Source organism: Streptococcus sp. 5905 (assembly GCF_013276505.1).
Classification (GTDB): Bacteria; Bacillota; Bacilli; order Lactobacillales; family Streptococcaceae; genus Streptococcus.
Genome location: NZ_VMLC01000003.1, coordinates 37,857 through 56,570 on the forward strand (window position 1 = coordinate 37,857; position 18,714 = coordinate 56,570).

An 18,714-nucleotide genomic window follows, 5' to 3' on the forward strand; every position below is an offset into this window, starting at 1 on the left:
TACCTCTAAACTAGAACACACGTATTATTTCATTTATCAGACAATTCATGCCATTTTTGGAACAATCTCCAAAAAATATAAGAAATCTGAATCGCAAAAACTATCAATAAAACCCAATCTATTATGAAAATCAAAAATACTTCCCAACTGAAAGAACTACCTCCACTGACAAACTTTGAAAAAACCGGTAGTAGAGCTGAAAAGAGAAGCAAAATAGGAAGCATCCGCAGTCTTAAAATACGCTTTACCATGGCTAACTTCCCAGCCGCGTCATTATAAATTTCAAACTCTGCAGCCGATTCAATTTCAGAATGTGCTTTTCTAAAATAGGAAAAACTATTAAAGTCTGTAATATGCTCCCAGCCACAGTCTTTAAATAGTTGTAAATAGGAGGATCTCTCTGATTTTTCCATTGGGTAAAAATCCAACTGATAAGATACTCGCTCAGACTGACACTTTTCAAAGGTATACTTAACTACAAACAATAAGATAGAATAGCTTACTTTCATAAGTTTCCAGCCCTTAGCATGCATTTCTCTAAAGTACAGAGCCTCCCTCTCATAATCCGCAATTGTAAAAATTCGATAAACAATTTTCTTTTCCATCATCCTTCCTCCCGACTATTTCTGTAGAGCCGTTCAATACGTTTCAATTCAATATCTAAGACTTTTCGTCCCAAGTCTGTGATCTGATAGATTTTCCGTTTCTCCTCTTCTCGGAAAAAGGCAATCAAGCCATCCTTTTCCATCTTTGACAAGGTCCCATACATGGTCCCTGGACTAATCGAAACTTGCGAATCTGTCATCTCCTTGACCTTTTGTGTAATACCATATCCATGGTTCTCCTTCTGTAGACAAAACAAGATATAAAAACCAGTTTCAGTCATGGGAAGGTAAACACGCCTGATCTTATCTGTTAATTCCATTTAACCACACCTTCTATTCAGTTCGATATACCGCATCTCGTTATATAAACTATATCACACCTCGATATAAAAAGCAAGAAAAAAAGACCACCCTCAGGCAATCTTTCTTCTTTATTAGTAAAGGTCTAAATAGTTATCAACTTCCCATTGTGAAACGAAGGTCGCATAGCTAGCCCACTCGATACGTTTAGCCTCAAGGAAGCTAGTATAGATGTGGTCACCTAGGGCAGCCTTGACTACTTCATCTTCAGTCAAAGCTTTCAAGGCGTTATGAAGAGTTGATGGAAGGTCTGTGATTCCAGCTTCCTTACGCTCTTCAGCTGTCATGATGTAGATATTTTCTTCGATAGGAGCTGGTGCTTCGATTTTATTTTCAATACCATGCAAACCAACTTCCAAAAGAACCGCCATAGCGATGTATGGGTTTGCCATTGGGTCTACCGAGCGCAACTCAAGACGAGTCCCCATTCCACGTGAAGCAGGTACACGCACAAGTGGCGAACGGTTACGACCAGCCCAAGCAATGTAAACAGGCGCTTCATAACCTGGAACCAAACGTTTGTATGAGTTAACTGTTGGGTTCATGATGGCAGTATAGTTGTAAGCGTGCTTGATCAAACCGCCAAGGAAATGGTAAGCCGTTTCCGATAACTGCATTCCTTTTGGATCATTTGGATCAAAAAAGGCGTTATTTCCTTCTGCATCAAACAAGGACATATTGCAGTGCATACCTGATCCAGCGATACCAAATTTTGGTTTTGCCATAAAGGTTGCATAAAGATCGTGTTTACGAGCAATGGTTTTTACAACGAGCTTAAAGATTTGAATCTTATCACAGGCACGGAGGACTTCATCATACTTGAAGTCAATTTCATGTTGTCCAACCGCAACCTCGTGGTGACTTGCTTCTACTTCAAATCCCATTTTGGTCAAGACATTCACAATCTCACGACGTGTATTGTCCGCAAGGTCAGTAGGCGCCAAATCAAAGTAGCCACCTTTGTCATTTACTTCAAGTGTTGGGTCACCATTTTCATCCAACTTAAATAGGAAGAATTCTGGTTCTGGACCAAGGTTGAAGGATTTGAATCCTACTTCTTCCATGTGACGAAGTGCACGTTTGAGATTACCACGAGGGTCACCTGCAAATGGTTCGCCTTCTGTTGTATAGACATCACAGATCAAACCTGCAACACTTCCATTTTCATCTCCCCAAGGGAAGACTGTCCATGTATCCAAGTCAGGGTACAAGTACATATCTGACTCATTGATACGTACAAAACCTTCAATAGAAGATCCATCAAACATGGCTTTGTTTGACAAGACCTTGTCTAACTGTTCATCTGTAGCAGGAATTTCGACGTTTTTCATAGTTCCCAGGATATCTGAAAACATGAGACGGATAAAGGTAACATTTTTTTCCTTGACTTCACGACGAATATCTGCAGCTGTGATTGGCATGAGTTTTCTCCTTAATGTATGACTACTTGCGATTACCTAACCGCGACCAAAAGGCGACTGTGCTGAAGCAAAGCGTCCCTGTTGGAGGAGCTCATTATGAAGCGCACGACGCACCTCCGTTGGGCTCACTGCTTTCTTGGATTTCGCCTCACGTTCAGCATATTTTTTCTTAATAGCAGCAATATTGAAACCTTCAGAGATATAATCTTTGATTTCAAGCAAACGATCCATGTCATTCAAAGAATACATGCGACGGTTCCCTTCGTTTCGATCAGGCTTTATCAACTCTTGATCCTCATAATAACGAATCTGACGCGCCGAGAGATCGGTTAATTTCATAACACTGCCGATAGGAAAAACAGCCATATTTCGGCGAAATTCTCTTTCCTTCATTTACAATTTCCTTCTTTCTGTCTATTATAGTCTAAAAAAACACATACGTCAATTAATAATGTCACAAAATGTAACATTATTTTCTTTTTTTCTCCAAAAGATTTCTGAAACGGTCAATATCATAATTCACGAGTATGGCCACAAAAACACCCATAAATGTTTCAAATACACGCGCAAACACGTACAAAAATGTTTCTCCGCTTGGTATTGATAGGGTAATGATCAACATAGCCGCTACACCACCGATAACTCCCGCCTTATTATTCATGGCGACATTTGTCATAATGGTTAACATGGTGCAGATTGGAACAATTAGCAAGGTCACCCAAAAGGCTTCTTGAAATAGAGTGTTTAAGAGGAAGAAAACAAGAGCGTAGAAACCACCGATACTGTTTCCTAGAATGCGTGATGTTCCAAAATGAACACTCTTATCAAAACTCTCTCTCAAACTAAAGACTGCTGTCAAAGCCCCAATTTGAAGTCCCTTCCAACCAAAAAATCCAAAAATCAAGAGAACTAAAAAAACAGCGATTCCGGTTTTAAAGGTTCGTAGACCAAGCTTGAACTGTGACTTATCAAATTTATATTTTTTAAAATAACCCATAATCTCAACTTTCTATTTCCATTTTATCATAAATTAGTTGATTTTATGAGCCAAAATCAATCGGAAACGTTTTTAATTCAAGCTACAAGAAAAAGAGGAAACTAAGTTCCTCTTTTCATCGTTTCATTTACGAAAGCTTATTTTTCTGTGAGTGCAGCCAATCCTGGCAATACTTTACCTTCAAGGAGTTCCATTGATGCTCCACCACCAGTAGAGATCCATGAGAACTTGTCTGCGCGACCAAGGTTGATTGCTGCAGCAGCTGAGTCACCACCACCGATGATTGATTTCACGCCTGGTTGTTTCACGATAGCGTCCATGACACCGATTGTACCAGCTTGGAAGTCAGGGTTTTCAAAGACACCCATTGGTCCGTTCCATACAACTGTTTTGGCACCAGTCAAGGCTTCGTCAAATTTAGCGATAGATTTAGGACCGATATCCAAACCAAGGAAGCCTGGATCAACTGCTTCACCTTCAGTGTCTTTCACTTCAGTGTAGTCAGCAAATGCGTTGGCTTCTTTTGAGTCAACTGGCAAGATCAATTTACCATTTGCTTTTTCAAGAAGAGCTTTAGCGACATCCAATTTGTCTTCTTCTACAAGTGAGTTACCGATTTCGATACCTTGTGCTTTGTAGAATGTGTAAGTCATCCCACCACCGATAAGGACTTTATCAGCTTTTTCAAGCAAGTTTTCGATAACACCAATCTTGTCTGAAACTTTTGAACCACCAAGGATCGCTACGAATGGGCGTTCTGGAGTTTCAACTGCTTCTTGGATGTAGGCAATTTCGTTTTCAAGAAGGAATCCAGCAACTGCTTTTTCAACGTTTGCTGAGATACCAACGTTAGATGCGTGTGCACGGTGAGCTGTACCGAATGCATCGTTTACGAAGATACCATCTCCAAGTGATGCCCAGTATTTACCAAGTTCAGGATCGTTTTTAGATTCTTTCTTGCCGTCAACATCTTCGAAACGAGTGTTTTCAACCAAGAGAACTTGTCCATCTTCAAGAGCGTTGATAGCAGCTTCCAATTCAGCACCACGAGTGACACCTGGAAGGAAAGCAACGTCTTGACCCAATTTAGCTGCCAAGTCAGCAGCTACAGGAGCAAGTGATTTACCAGCTTTGTCTGCTTCTTCTTTTACACGGCCAAGGTGAGAGAAGAGGATCGCACGTCCACCTTGTTCAAGGATGTACTTGATAGTTGGAAGAGCTGCAGTGATACGGTTGTCGTTGGTAATCACGCCATCTTTAACAGGTACGTTGAAGTCAACACGAACGAGAACTTTTTTCCCTTTCAAGTCAACGTCTTTAACAGTCAATTTTGCCATTAGATATGACTCCTTCTTTTTTTATACGTGTTAATTATATCACAAAATCAGCAAAAGAGATAGCAAAAGCCTGCACTTTTCCAGTTCTTTCTTGCAATTGAAACTAGCATTCCTTAAAATCAAAACTAGAAAAACCTTATCAAATAAGTAATGAATGCGAGATAAAATCATTAAAACAAGGCCTGACTAATCTACAGTCAAACCTTGTTTTTAGTTGTTAAGAGGAAATCCAAGATTCGTAAATCCGATTAGTCTTCTCTCCTCTTTCTAGCAAGCAAGCCATAGCCACTCATCACTCCGAGAAGCCCCAGAGCTACTAGACTGGCATCTGTTTCTACACCAGTATTTGGCAGTTGTTTGCTTGCTGCTTCACCTTTGGCAGATACTTCTGCAGTTGGAGCATTTGTACTTGGTGTAGCTGGAAGTCCCTTTTGCTCTTTAGGGAGGGTATCAGCATGAGGTTTGTCTGGACTTGGCGCCACTTCTTTTGTTCCAACTTCTGTGATTTCTGGGATAGCCTCCTTGAGAACTTCAGTCGAACGAAGAGTGCGATTGCCTTGGGTATCCACTTCTACCAAATGACGAACTTGGCCTTCCACACCTGCTTGAACTTGCTGGCGTTGTCCTTTAAGAAGGCTTGCATTTGGTCGTTCTTGACGATTGAAGGCAAGTGGTTTTTCTTCAATTTTAAGAGTTGGATTTTCGTGAACTAAATCTTTCACACCTTCAGCTGGCTGGTTGCTTGATAGAACTTTTGTTCCAACTTCGGTAATTTCTGGGATAGCTTCCTTAAGAACTTCAGTTGAACGAAGGGTACGTTTTCCTTGGGCATCTACTTCTACTAGACGACGAATTTGTCCTTCCTCTCCTTTTTGGACAAGTTGACGTTGACCTTTCAGAAGGTCTGGAGTCTCACGTTCTTGGCGTTCAAAGGATTTTGTTTCTGTTTCAACAATCAGTTCAGGCAAAGCCTCTACTGTAGGAGCTCCTTCGTTAGGATCCATGCTACCAACGTGGTGACTTTCTTCTGCAGGAGATAGTTTCTTATTTAGCTTTTCTTTCATGTCCGCAAAAGCTTGTGGAGTTGGTGTTTGTGAAGACAACAAAGCTTCAGCTTGGGCAATCAACTCATCTTGAGAATCTTTTTCACGGACGGATTCGAGCAAGCTTTCCAATTCTTCTCTAGCAGTTTGATAACGTTGATTTCCATCCAAATCCGCTCCAGCTTGTTTCAATTCATTCAAGGCTTTGTTGACTTCTTCTTGACTAGCATTGTTGTTTTCTGCTACAGTTTTCGCTGCATTGAGCTTCTCTACTAGCGCTGCTTGTTTATCCTCACTTGAGAAGGTGTAGGCAAGGGTTGACTGACGGCCTTGGGCAGCAGTAATTTCTTGTTTGAGGTACTCATCATTGACTGCAGCCTTTGGAGAAACCAAGACATCGAACTCAGCTGTGTGCCCCTTGTAGTGCAGGGTCAAGGTCTGACGACCAGTCTTTTGAGCATCGTATCCCGTAATTCCAACACCTTCATCAGTAAAGCCGTGAGTCTCTTCTGTCTCATCATCATAGAGAACTCCAAAGCGACCTTCTGCAAGATCCAGTTGATCTCCTACCAGATAGTCTGCTTTCGGTTTCTGAGTAATGTACAAACCTGCTACTTCTTTTGGTTTTCCTTCATCTTGACCAGTCACTTGTACCTTTAAATCACCAGTAACTGGAAGTCCAAGGTAGCTGACTGTGAGCTTCTGTTCCCCTTTTTGATGAGCGTCGTATCCAGATACCGTCACACCTGAATGAGTAAGGTTGATCAGCTCATCGGCTTGTTCTCCTTCGTACTGAACACGGAGTGTTCCGCCTCTGAGGTCAAGTTTTTCTCCCTCTTTGTAAACCGTCTTTTTAGGTCCTTTTTCAAGGCTGACAGATTTGATTTTTCTTTCATCCTGTGGAATCGCTACAGCCAAGGTGTTACTGATTTCTTTGCCAGGAAGTTGGGTACGATAGTAGAGGAGATTTGGTTGTTTGTCAAAGGCTAATGGTGCTGTTGCCAGGTCTCCACCAGTTTCAGTCTTCAAGGTTGCAATCGGTGTTTGTGAATCCGCCTTGTCGTAAACGGTGATGGTTGCGCCTGCTGGAACATCAGAGAAGCCAAGTTGAACTTGATGGTTTCCAAGTGAACGAGCCGCTACCTTAGCCATTGGAATATTTTGACTTTCTGTGTCCAAGGTTTCGTACATCTTCCAGTTGTAGATACGAATGGCCTTCCAAGGTGTTCCGTTATCAGATGTAATGACATGCAAACGCCAGTCTTGGGCGGTGATTGGTTTATCAAGAGTGATATCTGTAACGTGCGCTTTATTACCACGGACTTCCTTAGCTAGTTTCCACTCGCCATCAGTATCCTTGTAGTATAGATCAAAGTCCTTGGTGTTCATCAAACCATCGTTAACAGACTCACCACCAGCACCTGCATGGTCCATGACCCATCTGACGACACGACGTGGTTGGGTCAAACGAATATCGACACTACCGCTCAATTGTCCTGAAGACCACTTGTCTGATAGACTTGTAATCGTTCCGTTCAACATGCCTTCGATGCCTTCACCGCCTTCAGTATTTGGAAAAGTGCTACCGATAACCTTTGCCCCTGGAACAATATTTTCAGCTAAAGGTCTTGGGAGAGTTGTATCCTGAACAGTCATCCCCCAGTTAAAGGATGCTGTCGCCGCCTCAGAACGAAGTCCATTTTTACCAACCGCAACGACTTTCAATTCTTGAGTCGTACCAGTCGCATTAGCAGAACGGCTAACTTTTGGCAAGTAGATGGTTGAAGCAGATGAACCTGTCAACAAACGCCAGTTGTCCCCGTCTTTTTCGTAGACTTCATAGAAATCCGCATCTTGATTACCCCTAAATTGAACAACCGCTTCAGCCTCTTGGGCATTCTTAAGAGATTGCTTCACTACAGAGAGACCTGTCGGTGCTTGTGGTGCTTGGTGATTGTCCGAAATTGTCAATTGACCAAGGTTAAATTGATAATCTTTTACAGCTCCCTCATGTTCGAAGAAGAGTTTAACTGCATAGATGGTTTTACCTGCTAGTGAGCTAAGGTCAAATTCTTCATTTGTCCAGTTGTCAGAAAGGGTCAGTTCTTTCCATGCATCTGCATCCTCAAATTTGTAGTCTGGAGTCGTAGAGAAGGCCATATAAACTTTCGAGCCTTTTCCTCCCTTATGGGCAACCCGAAGTTTGGTTTTCTCCGTTACTTCTAGTTTAGTAGAATACAAATTCACATCTTGGTCTGTCTTACCAGCTACATCACCTGAGAATTTAAGGGAATTTCCGCCATTGTAGGCATCTGTAAAGTCATATTCTGCACGAAGTTTTTCCCCCGTTGAAGTCTGCCACCAACGCCATGTTGGCAAGACTCCTGAAACCGAACGGTAGTTCCACTCAGAATCCTTAGAAACTTTGCCGTCTACAAACCACTTTCTACCATGGCCTGTATTGAAAGAGGTAGTGAAGGTGCGTCCTACTGCTGGTGTGCGGTCCGCAACTAAATTAGCAATCCCATACCACTCTTTATCACCTGGTTTTTGAGCCGTTGGATCCCCTTGGTAACCTGTAAAGAAGATGTCTTCGTTCTTGTGGTAGTCTTCGCCTGTTTTTCCTAGACTGGTAATCGTATCTGGCGCAAAAAGTCCAAGTGACAAGCGCAACTTGCCATTTTCATCTAAGAGAGCATCCCATTTGACTTTGGTCTTATAAGAGCCACCTTGTTGCAATTCCAATCCTGCAAAGACATCATATTGGCTACGTTCTAGCCATTTTGCCATCTCTACGGAGTGGTCATTCTTTTCCTTGTTCCAGTTAAAATTGGCAAAAAATTGATCTGCAGGGACCTTGTCACCTTCTTTTTGCATAAATTGGTAGTTGTAGTCTCCCAAGCCATCTTCGTGGTAACGACCATATTTGTAGGTCATGGCATCGTACCAAGCATATTTGATTGGGTGGTTGACTTTAGCCGCGTATTCTTTTGTATAGAGCATGAATTGGCGCATTTTTTCACCAAGAGGTGCTACCAAATCACCTGTTGTTTCTTGGTTGATGAAATAGCCATCAAATCCATAGTACTTAGCAAGATCGACAAGTTTTCGTGCGATAGGGAAGGTACCATCCTCATCTTGCTTCAAAGCGGCAGCAAACTTCTCTTGGTCGGCAATGCTGTTTGACCAGTTGAAAAAGAGTGTTCCATAAACAGGAACTCCGTTGCGGTGGCCTGCATCAATGACATCCGGAGTTGGGACTAGGCCTTCCCAGAAGACCATTGAATCCAAGTATTGCCAGTAATCAAAGGCGTAGGCCTTGAATTCTTCTCCACCAACAGAAGCGTGGTCTTTAGCCTTTGAGTTGGTATTTGCTAGAGCCTGAACTTTGGCTCTTCTGCTTGCTTTTTCGTTAACCAACTGACCTCTATGGCGCTTGGCGAGTTCAACTGAGGAACGATTGATGGGATCATCCTCACGCGCACCCGGTTCCCATTTCAACAAATCTTCCCAAGTATCAAATTTGATTTCTTTTGGTCGGAGACTCTTCTCCTCATTTTTAGGAACGTCTGCTAGAGTCGGTTTGTCCGCTTCCTTCTCAGCTACTTGTGGAGCTTCCTCCGGTTTGGCTTCTCCTTTATCAGTTGGTTGAGTAGGTTTTTCAGCTTTATCTGTCGAAGCTGGTTTCGCTTCTTCTTTTTCATTGACCAAATCAGTTATTGCTGGAGTGCTTTCTGAAATTGGTTGCTCAGCCACTTTGTTTTCAGTTTTCTCTAATTGTTTTTCGAGGGCTGTGGTGTCTGGATTAGTTGTCTCACTAGCGCTTGTAGCTTGAGCGCTCGTATTTGCAGCTGTTTCAGGGACACCGACCTGTTCCGCAAGAGCAGGGCTCGCAAATAGAGCTGACCCAATCATCAAAGAACAAGCTCCGATTGACAGCTTACGAATGCTGTAACGGCAACGTTTTTCAAAAAATAAATTTTTCATCTTATCCTCCTAATAAAATATAAAGTAAGCGCTTTACTTTTGATGAAAAGTAACTGTTCTCATGGCATACCACCAGAACAGGATCATCTTCATTTTATCTTATATGAAAGCGATGTCAATCTATTTTACGTATAAACTATAACTAGGATAAGAATCAGTAAAATTTAGACACAATCCTTTCAGACATTTATACTTGAGGTAAGAACTCTATTTAAGGAAGAAATTTAAAAAACTTAGCGATTTCTTACTAAAATATCAAGAAAACACTTGTGAGATTTACTTTTATCCTTTAAAATAGAATAGGAGAAATTCCGTTATTATTTTTCGGAGGAAAAAGAAATGTCCATTAATTGGCAGGAAATTTTATTTCACTTTTTGGGAGGTCTAGGACTGTTTTTATATAGTATCAAGACCATGGGGGACGGTTTGCAACAAGCTGCTGGAGATCGCCTTCGTTTTTACATTGACAAGTACACCAGCAATCCCTTTTTAGGTGTTCTAGTTGGGATTGTCGTAACCGCCCTGATTCAGTCAAGTACAGGGGTTACAGTTATCACGGTTGGTCTAGTCAGCGCTAGCCTTCTAACTCTTAGACAGGCTATCGGAATTATCATGGGAGCCAATATTGGAACCACCGTTACTTCCTTTATCATCGGTTTCAAGCTTGGCGAGTATGCTTTACCCCTGATTTTCCTTGGAACCATGTTCCTCTTCTTTACAAAAAACAGAACGGCAAACAATATCGGGCGTATTCTGTTCGGTGTCGGGGGAATCTTCTACGCTCTCAACCTCATCAGTGCCGGTATGAGCCCACTTAAAGATTTACCACAATTCAAGGAATATATGGTGACCTTGGGACAAAATCCTATTTTAGGAGTGGTAGCTGGTGCAGTGATTACCGTCCTCATTCAAGCTTCTTCTGCGACAATCGGGATTCTACAAGGTCTCTATGCAGGTGGCTTCCTTGATCTTAAAGGTTCTCTACCAGTTCTCTTCGGGGATAATATCGGGACAACCTTAACTGTTATTATTGCCGCAGCTGGGGCCAATGTCTCTGCAAAGCGCGTTGCCGCAACCCACGTTACCTTTAACGTTTTAGGAACTATTCTTTGCTTAATCTTATTAGGCCCCTTCACTTCGATGATTGAGTACTTCCAGGCACTCCTTCACCTCTCACCTGAGATGACCATTGCCTTCTCTCACGGAGCCTTTAACGTAAGTAACACCATTGTACAATTTCCATTCATCGGAGCCTTGGCCTACTTTGTAACCAAGATTATCCCTGGTGAAGACGAAGTTGTGAAGTACGAGCCTCTTTATCTCGACGAACAACTTATCCAGCAATCTCCTTCTATCGCTCTAGGAAATGCCAAAAAAGAACTCTTGCACTTGGGAAGCTATGCAGCCAAAGCTTTTGACCTTTCTTATAGCTATATCATCGGTTTGAATGAAAAGGTAGCTGAAAAAGGGCACAAGACAGAAGAAGCCATCAACACCATCGATGAAAAACTCACTCGTTACCTCATCAGACTCTCAAGCGAATCCTTGAGCCAAAAGGAAAGCGAAGTCTTGACTAACATTCTGGATTCATCTCGTGATTTGGAACGGATTGGGGACCACGCAGAAGGGTTGCTCAACCTAACAGACTATCTCCAACGTAAGAATGTTCATTTCTCTGAAGCAGCTTTGCAGGAATTAGCTGAAATTTATCAAGCAACAACTGCATTTATCAAAGATGCCCTTGATAGTGTGGAAAACAATGATATCGAAAAAGCTCAGAGTCTGATTGAACGCCATAAAGAAATCAACAATATGGAACGCGTTCTCAGAAAGACCCACATCAAACGCCTTAACAAGGGCGAGTGTTCAACGCAAGCAGGGGTCAACTTTATCGACATCATTTCCCACTACACTCGTGTGTCTGACCATGCTATGAACCTAGCTGAAAAGGTCATTGCTGAACAAATTTAATAAACATAAAGCTATCCTGAATGGGATGGCTTTTTCTCTTAATCAAGAATGACTTTTCTGACATATAAAAAATGCTTTGATTCACAATGGAATCAAAGCATTTTAAAGAGTTCACCAAACATAATAGCAGAAACCGCGGTTCCTCTGTACTTAGCTTCTTCTCTTTTGATAAAACGAGCCAAGTTGATCAATTCAGGTGCTGGGTGTTTGGGATTTCTGAACAGTTCAAGATTGACCAAGCCTGAGAGACGGACTGCCAGCAATTGCTCATTTGTAGTAGGCAGTTTTTTAGCAGTCTCTAGGAGAGCAGCGACTAACTCATCACTCAAGCCCTGACGAGCATGGTTGTAGAGGTCTTTTATTAAGCTTTCTAGATTTAGTTCTGCCATCCCTACCATCTCCCCTATGTTTAATATTTCTTAATTAAATCAACTGTTGAACGATCCAATTTTTTCACTAAGGCTTGCAAGAAAGCTTGAGCTTCTAGGAAGTCATCCATAGCGTAGAGGGTTTGATGAGAGTGGATATAACGAGCGCAGACCCCGATGGTTGTAGATGGGACACCGCCATTTTTCAGATGAGCTGCTCCAGCGTCCGTTCCGCCTTTTCCACAGTAGTATTGGTACTTGACGCCAGCTTCTTCAGCCGTTGTCAAAAGGAAATCCTTCATGCCTGGGAGAAGCAAGTGACCTGGATCATAGAAACGAATCAAGGTTCCATCCCCAATCTTACCTTGGCCACCATAAACATCACCAGCAGGTGAACAGTCAACTGCCAGAAAGACTTCTGGGTCAAACTTAGTTGTGGAAGTATGGGCGCCACGGAGACCAACTTCTTCTTGGACGTTAGAGCCAAGATAGAGTTCATTTCCGAGTTTTTGACCTGACAAAGCTTCTGCTAGCTCGCTCACCATGAGAACACCGTAGCGGTTGTCCCAAGCTTTGGAGATGATATTTTTTTCATTGGCTGTCAAAATTGCAGAGCTATCTGGTACGATGGTATCACCTGGACGGATGCCAAAGCTTTCTGCTTCAGCCTTATCCGCAAAACCACCATCAAAGACGATATCGGCAATAGCTGGCATGGTTGGTCCACCTGTTCCACGTGTCAAATGTGGCGGAACAGAGCCTGAAATCACGGGAATTTCACGACCGTCACGAGTAAAGAGTTTAAAGCGTTGGCTGCTAACCACCATAGGGTTCCAGCCTCCGATTTCAACCACACGGAAGGTCCCATCTGGCTTAATCTCGCTAACCATAAAACCAACTTCATCCATATGAGAAGCGACCAAAACACGGGGCGCATCGGTAGCTTCTGAATGCTTGATACCGAAAATACCGCCCAGGCCATCTGTCACAACTTCATCCACGTGCGGAGTCAACTTCTCACGAAGATAAGCACGGACAGGCGCTTCATGACCTGAGACCGCAGCAAGTTCTGTTACTTCTTTGATTTTTGAAAATAATGTTGTCATATCAGTTCCTTCTTTCTGTCCTCCATTTTACCACTTTTTATAGGAGAAGGATAGTGGGAAGGTGGTTTGGTTTTTACTCAGTTTTCCTATAAAAGAGAGGGACAGAGGTTATTTCAGAAATTTTTCCATCTTTTTACATTAAATTGTCAGAAAATTTATTGACAGATTAAAGAAATCATGTTACATTTATATCCGCAGGTATCTTTCGGTACCAAATCTACACGAAAGGACGGGGTATGAAACTCTCTCATATTTTAACAGGCTTACTTCTACTCCTAGTCTTTCTCTCCATTACCATTGGAACCAGTGATTTTTCTTGGGAAAAATTCTTTGCTTTTGACCAACAGACTTGGCTTCTCTTTCAAGAGTCGCGTCTCCCAAGGACCATCAGCATTCTCCTGACAGCCTCTAGTATGAGCATGGCAGGACTCCTCATGCAGACCATCACTCAAAATCAATTTGCTGCTCCAAGCACAGTCGGAACAACAGAAGCTGCCAAACTGGGAATGGTGCTGAGCCTCTTTGTCTTTCCGTCGGCGAGTCTGACCCAAAAGATGCTCTTTGCTTTTGTCTCATCAATTATATTTACCCTCTTCTTTCTGGCTTTTATAACCATTTTTTCTGTAAAGGAAAGGTGGATGTTGCCCTTGATTGGGATCATCTATAGCGGGATTATCGGTTCTGTCACAGAAGTTATCGCCTATCGTTTCAATCTGGTTCAGAGTATGACCGCCTGGACCCAGGGTTCCTTCTCCATGATTCAGACTCATCAGTATGAATGGCTCTTCTTGGGCCTTATCATCCTGATAGCCGTCTGGAAATTGTCCCAAACCTTTACCATCATGAATCTAGGAAAAGAAACCAGCGAGAGTTTGGGGATTTCTTACTCCCTGCTTGAAAAACTGGCCCTCTTTCTGGTGGCGCTAACGACAAGTGTCACCATGATTACCGTGGGTGGCTTGCCTTTTCTCGGGGTCATCGTTCCCAATCTTGTTCGCAAGCGCTATGGAGATAATCTAGGTCAAACCAAACTGATCGTCGCACTGGTCGGTGCCAATCTGGTTCTGGTCTGCGATATCCTATCCCGAGTTCTGATTCGGCCCTATGAGCTATCTGTCAGTCTCCTACTAGGAATCATTGGCAGCCTCGTCTTTATCCTACTTCTCTGGAGAGGAGGGCGAAAAGATGCAGCTTAAAAGCAAACATGTGAAACTCTTCGGGCTTCTTATTATTCTTGCCGTCGGAGCTTGCCTCCTCTATTTTTGGCCCATCACTCATCTGTCTACCTTTGTCTGGAAGCTACGTTCTCAAAAGATCATCGTTTATCTCTTGGTAGCCATCGCGACTGGAATTTCGACCATTAGTTTTCAAACCCTGACGGAAAATCGCTTCCTGACGCCTAGTATTTTGGGAATCGAATCCTTCTATGTCCTACTGCAGACCCTGCTACTAGTTTTTGAAAGTAAGTTTCTGCAACTTGGTAAGTCTCCTATCTTAGAATTCCTAATCTTACTTCTTGTTCAAACCCTCTTCTTTCTCGTCTTACAAGGCTACTTGAAGACACTGATGAAGCAAGATCTGGTCTTCATCCTGCTGATCTGTCTAGCACTCGGAAGTCTTTTTCGAAATATCAGTACCTTCCTTCAGGTCCTGATGGATCCAAATGAATACGATAAACTGCAAAACAGTCTCTTTGCCTCCTTTCAACATCTCAACACTTCCATCCTGGCCATCGGTTCTCTGATTATCCTTGCTTTGACAATCTTTTTCTTTCGAAAAGCAGTCATTCTGGATGTCTTGCACCTGCAAAGAGAAACAGCTCAGATCTTGGGACTCGATGTCGAAAAAGAACAGAAAGAACTCCTCTGGGGCATCGTGCTTTTGACCTCAACAGCAACTGCCTTGGTAGGTCCTATGGCCTTCTTCGGCTTTATGCTGGCCAACCTCACCTACCTGATTGTCAAAGACTATCGGCACAAATTGCTCTTTATCGTAGCCATTCTGGTCGGATTTATCAGTTTGACCTTGGGGCAAGCTATCATTGAACGAGTCTTTGTACTGGAAATTCGTATCAGTATGATTATTGAGAGTGTGGGTGGTTTCTTATTCTTTATCTTACTATACAGGAGGGCGCGTCAGTGAAACTGGAAAACATTGACAAATCCATTCAAAAACAGGATATTTTGCAAGGTATTTCGCTTGAAGTCAGTCCTCAAAAACTGACTGCCTTTATTGGCCCAAATGGTGCCGGAAAATCAACTCTCCTCTCCATTATGAGCAGACTGACCAAGAAAGATCAGGGAGTTCTCAGTATCAAGGGCCGTGAAATTGAGAGCTGGAATTCGCAAGAACTGGCTCAGGAGCTTACCATCCTAAAGCAGAAGATTAATTACCAAGCCAAATTGACTGTTGAAGAACTGGTCAGTTTTGGACGTTTTCCCTACAGCCGAGGGCGACTGAGGGCAGAAGACTGGGAAAAAATCCGAGAAACCCTGGACTATCTGGGACTAACAAACCTAAAAGACCGCTACATCGATAGCCTGTCCGGAGGACAACTCCAGCGGGTCTTTATCGCCATGGTACTGGCCCAGGATACGAACCTTATCTTGCTAGACGAACCGCTCAATAATCTCGATATCAAACAAAGCGTCAGCATGATGCAGATACTTCGACGACTGGTGGAAGAACTCGGCAAAACTATTATCATCGTCCTCCACGATATCAACATGGCCAGTCAGTATGCGGATGAAATTGTCGCCTTCAAAGACGGCCAAGTCTTTTGCAAGGGAACGACTGCTCAAATCATGCAGGCTGACCTGCTCAGTCAACTTTATGAGATTCCTATCACGCTAGCTGATATCAACGGCAAAAAGATCTGTATCTATAGCTAGCCATTCAGAACTCAAGTTAGAGAATCCTCAGTCTCTTGGCTAACAAGCCTATATAAGAGACTCACTAGATCGTTATCACATTTTAAAAAGGAGAAATCATGAAAACATCCCTTAAACTTTATCTCACTGCCCTAGCGGCCATCTTCTTGCTCCTACTTGGCGCATGTAGTACAAACACAAACTCAAGCACCAGCCAGACGGAGACAAGCAGTTCTGTTCCAACAGAAGTAACCATTAAAAGTTCACTGGACGAAGTCAAACTTTCAAAAGTTCCAGAGAAAATCGTTGTCTTCGACCTCGGTGCTGCGGATACTATCCGAGCTATTGGATTTGAGAAAAATATCGTCGGAATGCCTACAAAAACTGTTCCAACCTATCTCAAAGACCTAGCTGAGAAAGTAAAAAATGTTGGTTCTATGGTTGAGCCAGACCTAGAAGCCATTGCAGCCCTTGAACCAGATTTGATCATTGCTTCACCACGTACCCAAAAATTCGTAGACAAGTTCAAAGAAATTGCTCCAACTGTCCTCTTTGAAGCTGGAAAAGAAGACTACTGGACTTCAACTAAAACCAACATCCAATCACTAGCTGCCGCCTTTGGTGAAACTGGTACACAGAAAGCCAAGGAAGAATTGGCCAACCTAGACAAGAGCATCCAAGAAGTCGCTACTAAAAATGAAAGTTCTGACAAAAAAGCCCTTGCTATCCTCCTCAATGAAGGAAAAATGGCTGCCTTTGGTGCCCAATCTCGCTTCTCTTTCTTGTATCAAACCTTGAAATTCAAGCCAACTGATACAAAATTTGAAGACTCTCGCCACGGACAAGAAGTCAGCTTTGAAAGTGTCAAAGAAATCAATCCTGATATCCTCTTTGTCATCAACCGTACCCTTGCCATCGGTGGTGACAACTCTAGCAACGACGGTGTCCTAGAAAATGCCCTCATCGCTGAAACTCCTGCCGCTAAAAACGGTAAGATCATCCAACTAACACCAGACCTCTGGTATCTAAGCGGTGGCGGTCTTGAATCAACCAAACTCATGATCGAAGACGCTCAAAAGGCTTTGAAATAAGTAAGAAAACCCAACATCGCCTGATGTTGGGTTATTTTTCTTCTTGATTTCGTTTGAGGGAAAAGTTGTCTGGCACGGGATCCTTGCCTATTTTCGACCAAGGGTGGCAACGCAAAATCCGAGCCAAGCCCATCAAGACACCCTTGAAGCCATGTTTTTCAATAGCCTGGATCATGTAGTTTGAACAAGTGGGCTCAAAACGACAAGAGGGTGGAAAGGCTGGCGAGATAAAACGTTGGTAAAAGCGTACTGGCGCTATTAAGATTCGTTTCATTATTTCTTGGTTACAGCCATGGTATGCAGTTGGCTGATTTCTTTTTTATTAAGACGACGGGATTCTCCCGGACGGAGTCCTGTCAAGTCTAGGTGTCCAAAACGGGTCCGAGACAACTTGTCCACTTGGAGACCGACAGCTTCAAACATCTTTTTAACCTGATGGTTGCGTCCTTCATGGATGGTCAACTGCACTACTGAACGATTTTTGACTGGATCCACTTTGAGAATCTCATAGATAGCAGGCTTGGTTTTCTTGCCATCAATCTCAAGACCGCGGGTCAAGGGACGAAGATTGTCCTTATTGGCCACACCTTTAACACGCGCGACATAGACCTTATCAATCTCATTACGCGGGTGAATCATTTCATCCGTAAAATCCCCATCATTGGTCAAAATCAAGACCCCTGACGTATCCCAGTCCAAACGTCCCACAGGGTAAATGCGCTCTTTAACATTGGGCAAGAGGTCGACAACAGTCTTGCGGCCCTTGTCATCTGTCACACTGGAAATCACTCCACGTGGTTTGTTAAGCAGATAGTAGACCTTTTCTTCGTTATAGATGGGCTGGCCTTCTACTTCGACCTTGTCGCCTGACTTGATGGTCGTTGCTAGTTCACGTACCACTTGGCCGTTGACGGTCACCAAGCCTTGCTTGATCAGCTCTTCTGCTTTTCTCCTACTGGCCACACCTGCGTGGGCAATATATTTATTGATTCTCATCTTCTTCTATCCTTTCACCAAATAATTGGCTTTCTTGGGCTTGAATCTCAAGCTCATCAATCACTGGCAATTCTTCCAAATGGTTTATTCCCATGTAATCTAGGAAATATTCCGTAGTCACATAGAGGTTGGGGCGACCCAACACTTCTTTTTTCCCGTCTTCTCGTATCAGGTCAAAGGCCTGCAACTTTGCCAAGGCCCCACTCGAGTTGACTCCACGGATAGCATCAATCTCTATCCGAGTAATGGGCTGCTTGTAGGCAATGATAGACAAGGTCTCAAGGGCTGCCCGAGACAGACTCTGGTTGATAGGGGCCTTGGAGTATTCCTTCAAAATCGCTGCAAATTGAGGTTTGGTCACCAATCTGTAAGCACCCCCTGTCTCAATCAGGGACAAACTCGACTCTTGGTCTTTTTCATACTTTTGGGCTAATTTTTCTAAACTCTGCTGGATGCCTGTCGGGGGAAGCGACAGGAGTTCAGCCAACTGACGGACCCGAATCCCATCTTCACCCGCTACAAACAAGAGCGCTTCTATTTCTGCTAAAGTACTCATCTTTCC

General features: G+C 43.1%; 17 protein-coding genes. 5 read left to right on the top strand and 12 right to left on the bottom strand.

Annotated features, from left to right (window positions below; all coding sequences use genetic code 11):
• Positions 1 to 29: 29 nt before the first annotated feature.
• From HT680_RS09275 to HT680_RS05815, 7 genes are all read right to left on the bottom strand, one after another.
• Positions 30 to 605 (bottom strand): DUF2812 domain-containing protein, encoded by a 576-nt coding sequence (locus HT680_RS09275; protein ID WP_173259370.1) that lies wholly within the window; start codon positions 603 to 605, stop codon positions 30 to 32.
• Positions 605 to 925 carry a PadR family transcriptional regulator gene (locus HT680_RS05790; protein WP_173258932.1) on the bottom strand — a complete coding sequence of 107 codons (321 nt, stop codon included), beginning with the start codon at positions 923 to 925 and terminating at the stop codon, positions 605 to 607. The genes HT680_RS09275 and HT680_RS05790 overlap by 1 nt, the downstream gene beginning before the upstream one ends.
• Positions 926 to 1,039: 114 nt before the next feature.
• The gene (gene glnA, locus HT680_RS05795; RefSeq protein ID WP_173258934.1) at positions 1,040 to 2,386 is read right to left on the bottom strand and encodes a type I glutamate--ammonia ligase; all 1,347 of its coding nucleotides are present in this window, start codon (positions 2,384 to 2,386) and stop codon (positions 1,040 to 1,042) included.
• Positions 2,387 to 2,422: 36 nt separating this feature from the next.
• On the bottom strand, positions 2,423 to 2,779 hold the full coding sequence (gene glnR, locus HT680_RS05800) for a transcriptional repressor GlnR (protein ID WP_000664331.1): 357 nt from the start codon (positions 2,777 to 2,779) through the stop codon (positions 2,423 to 2,425).
• 76 nt (positions 2,780 to 2,855) lie between these two features.
• On the bottom strand, positions 2,856 to 3,383 hold the full coding sequence (locus HT680_RS05805; protein WP_173258936.1) for an aromatic acid exporter family protein: 528 nt from the start codon (positions 3,381 to 3,383) through the stop codon (positions 2,856 to 2,858).
• A 137-nt stretch (positions 3,384 to 3,520) separates the two neighbouring features.
• Positions 3,521 to 4,720 carry a phosphoglycerate kinase gene (locus tag HT680_RS05810; RefSeq protein WP_173258938.1) on the bottom strand — a complete coding sequence of 400 codons (1,200 nt, stop codon included), beginning with the start codon at positions 4,718 to 4,720 and terminating at the stop codon, positions 3,521 to 3,523.
• 248 nt (positions 4,721 to 4,968) lie between these two features.
• On the bottom strand, positions 4,969 to 9,750 hold the full coding sequence (locus HT680_RS05815) for a bacterial Ig-like domain-containing protein (RefSeq protein WP_173258940.1): 4,782 nt from the start codon (positions 9,748 to 9,750) through the stop codon (positions 4,969 to 4,971).
• Positions 9,751 to 10,089: 339 nt separating this feature from the next.
• On the opposite strand from HT680_RS05815, the gene HT680_RS05820 reads away from it, so the two are divergent.
• Positions 10,090 to 11,721, top strand: a complete 1,632-nt coding sequence (locus HT680_RS05820; RefSeq protein ID WP_173258942.1) for a Na/Pi cotransporter family protein — start codon at positions 10,090 to 10,092, stop codon at positions 11,719 to 11,721.
• Positions 11,722 to 11,813: 92 nt separating this feature from the next.
• Here the strand turns inward: HT680_RS05820 and HT680_RS05825 are convergent, their stop codons facing one another.
• Together HT680_RS05825 and pepA are read right to left on the bottom strand one after the other, a co-directional pair.
• Entirely contained in the window at positions 11,814 to 12,110 is a 297-nt protein-coding gene (locus HT680_RS05825; protein ID WP_173258944.1) for a bacteriocin immunity protein, read from the bottom strand.
• Positions 12,111 to 12,130: 20 nt separating this feature from the next.
• Complete coding sequence (pepA, locus tag HT680_RS05830; protein WP_173258946.1) at positions 12,131 to 13,195, bottom strand: glutamyl aminopeptidase; 1,065 nt, start codon at positions 13,193 to 13,195, stop codon at positions 12,131 to 12,133.
• A 236-nt stretch (positions 13,196 to 13,431) separates the two neighbouring features.
• Here pepA and HT680_RS05835 point away from each other — a divergent pair, with 236 nt between their 5' ends.
• The 4 genes from HT680_RS05835 to HT680_RS05850 all read left to right on the top strand — a co-directional run bounded on the left by HT680_RS05835 (position 13,432) and on the right by HT680_RS05850 (position 17,156).
• The gene (locus tag HT680_RS05835; protein WP_173258948.1) at positions 13,432 to 14,391 is read left to right on the top strand and encodes an ABC transporter permease; all 960 of its coding nucleotides are present in this window, start codon (positions 13,432 to 13,434) and stop codon (positions 14,389 to 14,391) included.
• A complete protein-coding gene (locus tag HT680_RS05840) occupies positions 14,381 to 15,337 on the top strand; it encodes an iron chelate uptake ABC transporter family permease subunit (protein ID WP_173258951.1) in 957 nt (318 codons plus the stop codon). The genes HT680_RS05835 and HT680_RS05840 overlap by 11 nt, the downstream gene beginning before the upstream one ends.
• Positions 15,334 to 16,086, top strand: a complete 753-nt coding sequence (locus HT680_RS05845; RefSeq protein WP_173258953.1) for an ATP-binding cassette domain-containing protein — start codon at positions 15,334 to 15,336, stop codon at positions 16,084 to 16,086. Before HT680_RS05840 ends, HT680_RS05845 begins: the two co-directional genes overlap by 4 nt.
• Positions 16,087 to 16,184: 98 nt before the next feature.
• Positions 16,185 to 17,156, top strand: a complete 972-nt coding sequence (locus HT680_RS05850; RefSeq protein ID WP_173258955.1) for a siderophore ABC transporter substrate-binding protein — start codon at positions 16,185 to 16,187, stop codon at positions 17,154 to 17,156.
• A gap of 31 nt (positions 17,157 to 17,187) precedes the next feature.
• Here HT680_RS05850 and yidD read toward each other — a convergent pair whose 3' ends face one another.
• Genes yidD through scpB form a run of 3 tightly spaced genes read right to left on the bottom strand, consistent with a single transcriptional unit; the run spans position 17,188 to position 18,708 of the window.
• Positions 17,188 to 17,430, bottom strand: coding sequence for a membrane protein insertion efficiency factor YidD (yidD, locus tag HT680_RS05855; RefSeq protein WP_173258957.1), 243 nt, complete (start codon positions 17,428 to 17,430; stop codon positions 17,188 to 17,190).
• The gene (locus tag HT680_RS05860; protein ID WP_173258959.1) at positions 17,430 to 18,152 is read right to left on the bottom strand and encodes a pseudouridine synthase; all 723 of its coding nucleotides are present in this window, start codon (positions 18,150 to 18,152) and stop codon (positions 17,430 to 17,432) included. The genes yidD and HT680_RS05860 overlap by 1 nt, the downstream gene beginning before the upstream one ends.
• Positions 18,139 to 18,708 carry an SMC-Scp complex subunit ScpB gene (scpB, locus tag HT680_RS05865; protein WP_173258961.1) on the bottom strand — a complete coding sequence of 190 codons (570 nt, stop codon included), beginning with the start codon at positions 18,706 to 18,708 and terminating at the stop codon, positions 18,139 to 18,141. The genes HT680_RS05860 and scpB overlap by 14 nt, the downstream gene beginning before the upstream one ends.
• Positions 18,709 to 18,714: the final 6 nt, after the last annotated feature.